The sequence below is a fragment of the Micromonospora sp. ATLC20 genome, assembly GCF_057196585.1.
On the sequence record NZ_JBXUOV010000073.1, the window covers coordinates 18992 to 28074 of the forward strand.

At 73.6% G+C, this 9083-nt stretch carries 9 protein-coding genes, 1 pseudogene and 1 riboswitch; of the genes and pseudogenes, 6 read left to right on the plus strand and 4 right to left on the minus strand.

Annotated features, from left to right (window positions below; genetic code table 11):
* Positions 1-2: 2 nt before the first annotated feature.
* Positions 3-494 carry a DUF3145 domain-containing protein gene (locus tag AC2CHG_RS17045; RefSeq protein WP_135241468.1) on the minus strand — a complete coding sequence of 164 codons (492 nt, stop codon included), beginning with the start codon at positions 492-494 and terminating at the stop codon, positions 3-5.
* Between the two features lie 328 nt (positions 495-822).
* Here AC2CHG_RS17045 and AC2CHG_RS17050 point away from each other — a divergent pair, with 328 nt between their 5' ends.
* Complete coding sequence (locus AC2CHG_RS17050) at positions 823-1152, plus strand: hypothetical protein (protein ID WP_099164126.1); 330 nt, start codon at positions 823-825, stop codon at positions 1150-1152.
* Between the two features lie 37 nt (positions 1153-1189).
* Here AC2CHG_RS17050 and AC2CHG_RS17055 read toward each other — a convergent pair whose 3' ends face one another.
* Positions 1190-1813: a carbonic anhydrase gene (locus AC2CHG_RS17055; protein ID WP_484525093.1), complete on the minus strand. Its 624-nt coding sequence runs from the start codon at positions 1811-1813 to the stop codon at positions 1190-1192.
* 147 nt (positions 1814-1960) lie between these two features.
* Between AC2CHG_RS17055 and AC2CHG_RS17060 the strand changes: the two genes are divergently transcribed.
* From AC2CHG_RS17060 to AC2CHG_RS17075, 4 genes are all read left to right on the plus strand, one after another.
* Positions 1961-2875, plus strand: a complete 915-nt coding sequence (locus AC2CHG_RS17060; RefSeq protein ID WP_484525094.1) for an alpha/beta fold hydrolase — start codon at positions 1961-1963, stop codon at positions 2873-2875.
* A gap of 124 nt (positions 2876-2999) precedes the next feature.
* Entirely contained in the window at positions 3000-5117 is a 2118-nt protein-coding gene (locus AC2CHG_RS17065) for a HelD family protein (RefSeq protein WP_357209452.1), read from the plus strand.
* 91 nt (positions 5118-5208) lie between these two features.
* Positions 5209-6123 (plus strand): cation diffusion facilitator family transporter, encoded by a 915-nt coding sequence (locus AC2CHG_RS17070; protein WP_355508273.1) that lies wholly within the window; start codon positions 5209-5211, stop codon positions 6121-6123.
* A gap of 144 nt (positions 6124-6267) precedes the next feature.
* A riboswitch (cyclic di-AMP (ydaO/yuaA leader) is annotated at positions 6268-6398 on the plus strand.
* Positions 6399-6402: 4 nt separating this feature from the next.
* Positions 6403-7482 carry a coiled-coil domain-containing protein gene (locus AC2CHG_RS17075; protein WP_484525095.1) on the plus strand — a complete coding sequence of 360 codons (1080 nt, stop codon included), beginning with the start codon at positions 6403-6405 and terminating at the stop codon, positions 7480-7482.
* A gap of 24 nt (positions 7483-7506) precedes the next feature.
* Here AC2CHG_RS17075 and AC2CHG_RS17080 read toward each other — a convergent pair whose 3' ends face one another.
* Both AC2CHG_RS17080 and AC2CHG_RS17085 read right to left on the minus strand, forming a co-directional pair.
* Positions 7507-7959 (minus strand): SRPBCC family protein, encoded by a 453-nt coding sequence (locus AC2CHG_RS17080; RefSeq protein WP_135241474.1) that lies wholly within the window; start codon positions 7957-7959, stop codon positions 7507-7509.
* A gap of 101 nt (positions 7960-8060) precedes the next feature.
* Positions 8061-8420, minus strand: a complete 360-nt coding sequence (locus tag AC2CHG_RS17085; protein ID WP_013475611.1) for an STAS domain-containing protein — start codon at positions 8418-8420, stop codon at positions 8061-8063.
* 418 nt (positions 8421-8838) lie between these two features.
* Between AC2CHG_RS17085 and AC2CHG_RS17090 the strand changes: the two are divergent.
* Positions 8839-9083: pseudogene (locus AC2CHG_RS17090) on the plus strand (hypothetical protein); the annotation flags it as partial.

Consider the following 9083-nt stretch of genomic DNA (forward strand, 5'->3'; position numbering starts at 1 on the left):
CGTCACCCGACCCGGGTGAGCAGCGTCACCGGCGCGCCGTCGCCGGCGTACCGGTAGGGCTCCAGCTCGGCGTCCCAGGCGGTGCCGAGCGCCTTGTCCAGGGCGTGGGCCAGCGCCTCCGGGCCGCGCGCGGCGGCCATCAGGCTGCGGAGGCGGTCCTCGCCGAGCTGGATGTCGCCGGCCGCGCCGACAGCGGCCCGGAACAGGCCCCGGCCCGGTACGTACATGAAACGCTCGCCGTCGACGCCGGGACTGGGTTCCTCGGTGACCTCGAAACGGATCATGGGCCACTGCCGGAGGGCAGCGGCCAGCTCCGCGCCGGTCCCCGGGCTGCCGGTCCAGCCGCACTCGGCGCGACGGGCGCCCGGATCGACGGGCTGCGCCGTCCAGTGCAGGTTGACCGGCGCGGCGAGGACGCGCGCGATCGCCCACTCGACGTGCGAGCACACGGCGAGCGGGGTCGAGTGGACGTATACGACGCCACGCGTTGGCACGGTGACCTCCCGGTGAGCCGAGGTGCGTCTTCCCCTACGACCTCGTCCTACCGAGTGGTACCTGGCACACATGATGACCCGTGTGACTGGTGGTGCGCCAGCGAATCGGAAAATTCGCCGGGCCCCGGAGCGGGAAATACCCGGGTGGCGGACCTGGTTATGCCCTCTGACGCCGCGACGACCAGCCAGGTGTCGTGGTCGTGTACAGTTCTCTGGGCGGTTCTCTGTGCCGCCGTACATCTTCGCGGGCCGGCGCCCACCCGGGCGTCACTCGCACAGCCCCCGGACGGCCTTCCGTCCCCACCGTACGTCTGCAAGGAGTACCTCCGTGGCGAGCAACACCTCTAAGACCGCGCGCGCGTCCGTCCGGGCCGGCCAGGCTGGCCAGGGTGGCGCCCTCAGCGTGCTGGGCGAGTTCAAGTACCTGATCCCGCTCAACGGCGGCAAGCACGCCTACGTGCGCAACCTGACCAACGGCAAGACCGCGCACCTGCGCACCGACTCCGACGCCTTCGTCGAGGAGATCCGGGTGCTGGCCGCCGCCGGCCACGCCGCCAAGATCCGCGCCGAGATCAACGGCCTGGCCGCCGCCCACCCGGGCCACGGCTGGGACGCCACCGAGAAGCGCCTGGTCGAGGCCGGCGTCTTCGAGGGCTGAGCGCCCTCACCCGCACCACCGCTACCGCCCGCCGGGATCATCCCGGCGGGCGGTTTCGCGTCTCCTCCTGCGGCAGCAGCGTCACCTCGCCGGTGGCCAGGTCGTAGAGCGCGCCCTCCACCGCCAGCTCGCCTGCGTCCACCGGCCCGGCCAGCCGGTCGTCGGCGCGCAACGCGGCCACCGTGCGCCGGACGTGGCGGCGGATCGCCAGCGGGTGCGCGTCCGGGTCGTCCACCCCGACGTCGGTCACCGCCGGGGCGATCCCGTCCACCACGTACGCCAGGTCGCCGCCGGGCCGCCGTCCGGTGCGCAGCGCCTCGACCGTCGAGCCGACCGCGCCGCAGCGCTCGTGCCCCAGCACCATCACCAGGCGCACGCCGAGCTGCTCCACCACGTACTCGATCGAGCCGCGGACGGCCCGGTCCAGCACGTGCCCGCCGGTACGGATCACGCAGATCGAACCGAACGTCTGGTCGAAGATCGCCTCCAACGGCACCCGCGAGTCGATACAGCCCAGCACCACCGCGTACGGCTGCTGGTCGCCGGAGGCCACCGCCGCGGCGGCGGTGACGTCGTGCCCGTGCACCGGCTGGCCGCTGACGAAGCGGCGGTTGCCGGCGAGCAGCTCGGCCAGCGCGGCGCGCGGACTGGTGGACGGCATGTCTCCCAGCCTGGTCACCGATCCGACGCCGTGGGGCCGGACCGGAATCTTCTCTCCGGGCCGGTTGCCGTGGTCTCATGGCGGGTAACGCCGGTGTCACCGCCGGGTCATCTGGTGGACACACATCGGCGGGCCGGGAGGTGGACGATGCCGGACCTGGAACTGCGGCTCCCCGACGACGTACGCCTGCACGTCAGCGTCACCGGGCCGGTCGACGCCGAGGTCACCGCGGTCCTGCTGCACGGCTGGACGCTGGACGGCCGCAGCTGGCACCGCCAGGTCACCGAGCTGCGGGAACGCTTCGGCGGCCGGGTCCGCCTGGTCACCTACGACGCGCGCGGCCACGGCCGGTCGAGCTGCCTGGCACTGCGCGACGCCACCCTCGCCCAGCTCGGTGACGACCTCGCGGCGGTGGTCGACGAGATCGTCCCGTCCGGTCCGATCGTCCTGGTCGGGCACTCGATGGGCGGGATGACGGTGATGGAGTACGCCCACCGCCACCCCGACCGGTTCGCCGCGCGTACCGCCGGTCTGGTGTTCGTCTCCACGACCGCCGAGGGGCACACGCACACCGCGTACGGCCTGTCCCCGCGGATCACCCGGCTGATCCGGCTGGCCGAGACCACCGGCGCCGGGGTGCTGGCCCGCTGCGGCGGCTGGCGGCCACCGCACGCGCTGCTGCGCGCGCTGCGCCCGAGCATCCGCTGGATGCTGTTCGGCGACCGCTGCGACCCGGCGGACATCCGGCTGGTCACCTCCGCGGTGGCCCGGGCCACGCTGCGCTCGATCGGCGGTTTCCGCGCCTCGATCGGCGCCCAGCACCGGCTGGAGACGCTCGCCGCGCTCGGCGGGCTGCCGGCCGCCGCGCTGGTCGGGGACCGGGACCGGCTCACTCCGCCGCCCTGCGCCGAGTCGATCGCGGCCGCGCTGCCCAGCACGGAGCTGACGGTCTGCCCGGGTGCCGGGCACATGCTGATGATGGAGCGCCCCGACGAGGTGAACACGGCCCTCGCCGGCGTGCTGGACCGGGTGCTGGCCGGGCGCCCGGCGACCCGCCTCTGAGCGTCTCCGGCTCGCGAGCGGCACTGACGTACGCCACGTGCGCGGCATGCCCCGACGTGCCGGTTGCCGGCGGCCCGTACCCTCATTCAGCCCGCCGTGCCCTCCGAACACAGGAGCATCCGCGTTGACCGACCAGACCACGCTGGACCGGGAGATCGCCGCCGAGCAGCGCCACCTCGACCGGGTGTACGCCCGGCTGGCCGAACTGCGCCGGTCGGCGGCCGACGCCGAGCGGGAGGGCTACCGGCTGGCCCGGGTCGGCAACTTCGGCGCGCTTGTCGAGCGGGACGCGATGGTCTTCCACGCCGCCCAGCGCCGGCACGTGCTGGACGCCGAGCACGAGGGGCTGGTGTTCGGGCGGCTGGACCTGCGTACCGGGCAGGTGCTGCACGTCGGCCGTCTCGGGGTGCGGGGCGTGGACGCGGAGACGCTGGTGGTGGACTGGCGGGCACCCGCCGCCGCCGCGTTCTACCAGGCCACGCCCGCCGAGCCGCGCGGCGTGGTGCGCCGGCGCACGATCCAGTCCGCCTCGGAGAAGGTCACCCGGATCGAGGACGACCTGCTGGACCCGGAGGCCGCGCCGCCGGACATGGCGGTGGTCGGCGACGGGGCGCTGCTGGCCACGCTGTCCCGGGCCACCGGCCGGGGCATGCGCGACATCGTCGCCACCATCCAGCGCGAGCAGGACGAGGCGATCCGCTCCCCCGGCAACGGCGTCACGATCGTCTCCGGCGGCCCGGGCACCGGCAAGACGGCGGTGGCGCTGCACCGGGCCGCGTACCTGCTCTACTCCGACCGGGCCCGGTACGCCGGCGGCGGCATCCTGGTGGTCGGCCCGTCCGGTGTGTTCGTCGAGTACATCGCCTCGGTGCTGCCCTCGCTGGGCGAGGAGACCGCCACGCTGCACTCGCTGGGCTCGCTGTTCCCCGGGCTGTCCGCGTCCCGGACCGACCCGCCGGACGTGGCGGCGGTGAAGGGGTCGCTGCGGATGCGCCGGGTGCTGGAACGCGCGGTCCGCGACGCGGTGCCGGACTCCCCCGCCGAGCTGCGCCTGCTCTACCGGGGTGAGCTGCTGCGCCTGGAGCGGCCGGCGCTGGACGCGATCCGGGACCGGACGCTGGCCCGTGGGGCGCGCCGCAACGAGGTGCGCCGGGCGGCGTTCGACGCGGTGCTCGCCGCGCTCTACGCGCAGGCCCGCACGCTGCGGGTGGGACGCCTGCCGGAGCAGCCCGCGTTCGAGGACGAGATCATCGAGCGGCCCGAGTTCCGCGAGTTCCTCAAGGCGTGGTGGCCCCGGCTGCACCCGCGGCACGTGCTGGACTGGCTGGCCCGCCCGGACCGGCTGCGCCGCTACGCCGGGGGGATCCTCTCCTCGGCGGAGATCCGGCTGCTCGGCGACGCCTACCGGACGCTGGCGACCGAGGGGCTGACGGTGGCCGACATCGCGCTGCTGGACGAGCTGGACGCGCTGCTCGGCAAGCCGGTGAAGCGGGCCCGGCCCAAGCGCGACCCGTACCAGCTCGCCGGTGGCGTGCGCGAGCTGAGCACGTACGCCGACCGGCAGCGCGCCGCCCGCGCTGCGGCGCGGGAGCGTCCGGACGACTACCGCGACTACGCGCACGTGGTGGTGGACGAGTCGCAGGACGTCTCGCCGATGCAGTGGCGGATGGTCGGCCGGCGCGGGCGGCTGGCGTCCTGGACGGTGGTCGGTGACCCGGCGCAGACCGCCTGGACCGGCGACCCGCAGGAGCTGGACCGGGCCCGTGACCAGGCGCTGGGCCGGCGCAAGCGGCACCGCTACGAGCTGACCACCAACTACCGCAACTCGGCGGAGATCTTCGCGGTGGCGGCGGCGGAGATCCGCCGCCTCTACCCGGACCTGCCGCTGCCCGACGCGGTGCGGTCCACCGGCGTGCCGCCGGTCGAGCGCACGGTGGCCGCCGCCGACCTGCCGGCGGCCACCGTCGAGGCGGCGGAGGCGCTGCTCGCGCAGGTGGAGGGCACCGTCGGCGTGATCACGCCGGTGCCGCGCCGGGACGAGGTGGCCGGCTGGCTGGGCGGGCTCGGCGCGGGCCGCCTGCAGGTGGTGACCAGCCTGCAGGCCAAGGGCATGGAGTACGACGGCGTGGTGCTGGTGGCGCCGAGCGAGATCCGGGCCGACCCGGGCTCGGGTGTGCGCACGCTGTACGTGGCGCTGTCCCGCGCCACCCAGCGTCTGACCACGCTCGACCCGGTGGGGTGACCGGTCCCGCCGGCACCCACAGTTCACTTGCATACATAGCGATGTGAACATACATTGGGCCTGGCCGGTACGCGGCAGGGAGGGTGTTGGCGTGGGCGCAGGTCATGACCACAGCGGCGCGGTGACAAACGCGGCGCACCGCCACCGGGGCCGCCTCTGGGCCGCTTTCGCGCTGCTCGCCGCCCTGATGGTGGTCGAGGCGGTGGCCGCTTTCACGACCGGATCGCTGGCGCTGCTCTCCGACGCCGGGCACATGTTCACCGACGTCCTCGGCATCGGCATGGCGCTCGCGGCGATCACCGCCACCCGCCGCGCCGGCACCGACCCGCAGCGCACGTTCGGGCTCTACCGGCTGGAGGTGCTCGCCGCCCTCGCCAACGCCGTGCTGCTCGGCGCCGTCGCGATCTACGTCCTGGTCGAGGCGGTACGCCGGTTCGGCGAGCCGCCGGAGGTGCTGGCCGGCCCGATGCTCGTGGTGGCGGTGCTCGGCCTGCTCGCCAACATCGTCGCGTTCGCGCTGCTGCGCGCCGGGTCGAAGGAGAGCATCAACCTGCGCGGGGCGTACCTGGAGGTGCTCGGCGACCTGCTCGGCTCGCTCGGCGTGATCGCCGCCGCGCTGGTCATCGCGGTGACCGACTGGTGGTGGGCCGATCCGCTGGTCGCCGTCGGCATCGGCCTGTTCATCCTGCCGCGCACCTGGCGGCTCGGCCGGGCCGCGCTGCGCATCCTGGTGCAGGCCGCGCCGGAGCACCTCCAGGTCACCGCCGTGCACGACCGCCTGGCCGCCGTACCGGGCGTGGCCGAGGTGCACGACCTGCACGTCTGGACGCTCACCTCGGGCATGGAGGTGGCCTCGGCACACCTGACCACCGACCCGGGCGTGGACCCGGCCGGGGTGCTGGCCGCCGCGCGGGCCGCCCTGCACGAGGACTTCTCCATCGATCACGCCACGTTGCAGGTCGAACCCGGAGCGTCGGCCGGAGTGTGCGGCAAGACCGAGTGGTGATTAGGACACACTTAAATCATTGTGACTAATGTAGTCTTATGTCGGTTTTGCCCCGCCTAGCGGCGTTGCTCGACGGAGCCGCGCCCGGGCAGCGCCGGTAGTCTCGGTCGCGGCCGCACCCGCGGACGCCACCCGGCCCCGGTGGGGCGGCCGTCGCCTAATCGTCCGCAGGGACGAGCCGGGGAACCACGTACGTGGGGTGCATCCGCGTCAGCGGTAGGGATCTTCCGTCCCGAACCCGTCAGCTAACCCGGTCGGCGTTGACGGAAGGACGTGTGAATGCCCCCAGTGGCACCTGTACGACGGACGGCCGCCCGGTTGGCGGCCCTGCTCGTCGCGACGCTGACCCTCGGCGTCGCGACCGTTCCGGTCTCCCCCGCCTCCGCGGCACCGGCGACCGGCCTGCTCGCCGCCGCACCCGGCGGCGACGACGAGGGCGGCACGCCGGAACTGCGCGCCCAGCTCGACGCGGCCAGCAAGGGCTGGCTGGAGGCGAAGGCCGCGCTGAACCGGTCGGTGACCCGCCAGAAGCAACTGAACGACCAGCTCAAGACCGTCGGCGCCGAGCTGGCCGTACGCGACGCCAAGGTCGGCGAGATCGCCGCGGTGGCGTACCGCAACGGCCGCCTGGGCACCGCCGGGGCGCTGCTCGGCAGCAGCAGCCCGGAGGGCTTCATGGACCGGGCCGCCGCACTGGAGCAGGTCGCCGCGCACGAGGACCGTACGCTGCGCGACCTGATCACCACCCGGGACGAGGCCACCCGCACCCGCGCCCAGCTCGACGGGGAGATCCGCGAGCAGCGCAAGCAGGTGACGGTGATGGGCAAGCGCAAGGAACAGGCCGAGCGCGCCCTGGAGGTCGCCAACGACCGCGCCTCGCGCAACAACAGCAGCGGCGGCGGCAGCGTCCAGGGCACCTCCAGCAAGAACGCGAAGCCGGCACCGCGCAACTCGGACGGCTCCTGGCCGTCGGAGTCGTGCAGCGTCAACGACCCGACGCCGGCGAACGGCTGCATCACGCCGCGCACGCTGCACGCTCTGCAACAGGCAAAGGCGGCCGGCTTCACCAGGTACGTCTCGTGCCACCGGCCGAGCGGCTCGGGTGAGCATCCGAAGGGGCGGGCCTGCGACTTCGCCGCGCAGAAGAACGGCTTCGGCGGCGTCGCCTCCGGCGGTGACCGGACGTACGGCAACAACCTGGCCGCGTACTTCGTGCGCAACGCCGACCCGCTCGCCGTGCTCTACGTGATCTGGTTCAAGCAGATCTGGCTGCCCAGCAGCGGGTGGAAGTCGTACAGCGGCGGCAACGGCGACCCGTCCAGCGACCACACCAACCACGTGCACCTGTCGGTGTACTGAGCACGCCCTGCAGGGTCGGCCGGATCAGGCCGGCCGGCCCTCCAGGGTCGCGCCGAGACGCGCCGCCAGGCCCAGGTGAGCTGCCCGGGCCTGGCGGAACGCGTACCCGAACAGCGGCGCCGGCGCGGTGAGCGTGATCTCCACGTCGATGCGTACCGTGCCGTCCGGCTCGTCGCGCAGGCGGGTGTGGTTGCGGACGGTCGTCGCGGGTTGCTGCCGCGCCACTGTGACGACCTCGTCCTCGCTCGCGACGAGCACGTCCGCCTGGTACGTGACCGGGAAGTGCAGCGGGCCGAGTTGCAGCCGGTCGGTGATCGCGTAGCTGGCCAGCGCGCCCGGCCGGGCCGGCAGCTTCCGGACCCGGACGATCAGCGGATGCAGCTCACCCTGGCGACTCAGGTCACCCAGCAGGGCCACCGCTTCGGCCCGGGTGCACCGGGCCTGCACGGTGTAGCTGAAGCTGTCGCTGCTCTGCAAGCGGGCCCCCTCGCCGTCGTGCGTCGCGACGATCGTCCCGTACCGACGCCGGACTGGCAACGGGTAGAAGGTCCCCTGGCCGCAGGGGGTGTGAACGGCGCTCAGGCGCCGGGCAGCACCTCGGGGGTGTCGTCGGCGAACCACGGCTCGGGCGCGCCGAACAGGCCGAGCAGGCCGGTCACCCAGAGCTGCCGGTGCACGAACCGGCTCGGCTCGGTGACCACGAGCTTGACGCCGCTGACCTCGCAGGTCTGGAAGCCCGCGACCATGGCGCTGATACCGACCGAGTCGATGAACGTGACGAGCCGCATGTTCAGCTCGATTCGCGCGGGACGGCCCTTCGCGAGCACCTCGGCGATCGCTTCCCGCACCTCGTACGCGGTGTCGACGTCGATCTCCCCACGGGGCGCGATCTGGACGACACCACCCGGCCGCACCGACTTCACGATCGACAGGCTCACGCGAGCACCTCCACTCGCCCATGACGGGCGCCTCATCAGTACGCGGGCCGCGACCGAGAGTATTCCTCCAACGGCCCGGTCGCCACCCCCCGGGATGAGCAATTCGCGAACTGGGCACACCTGGGCGTACCCAATCCGGACCTCCGGGTTCCAGTTTCCCCTGTACGGCGGGCCGCGGCCAGCCGTGCGACCGGGCGGGCCCGCCGATCCGCCGACCAGGGTAGCTGGCGCACGCACGTCCCGTCGGCACCGGTCCCGGCGCGTTCGGGTGGTTCGTCCCGTTCGCTGCTCACGGCCGGGCACCACGGCGTGGTTTGCCGCGCGCGCCGGTGGGGCACTGCCCGAGACAGTGAACCCGCCGGATGGGCACCGGAGTCCGAAGTGGCCGCCGGCCTTCGGCACCCGAGGAGGTAGAACGATGTTCGGATCCAACCTGCTGGACCGCCGGGGCAAGGCCGAGCGGGTCGCCGACCAGGCGTGGCAGAACCTGCTCTCCGCCGTCGGTTCCGCCGGCGACAGCGTGCGCGACGCCACCCGGACCGCCCGCCGCAGCTCGTCCGGCCTGGCCGACGACGCCGAGCTGACAGCGGTGGTGAACAAGGTGGTCGCCGACCACCCGACCATCGCCCGCAAGCTGAGCATCGGCACGTCGTACCAGGGCCG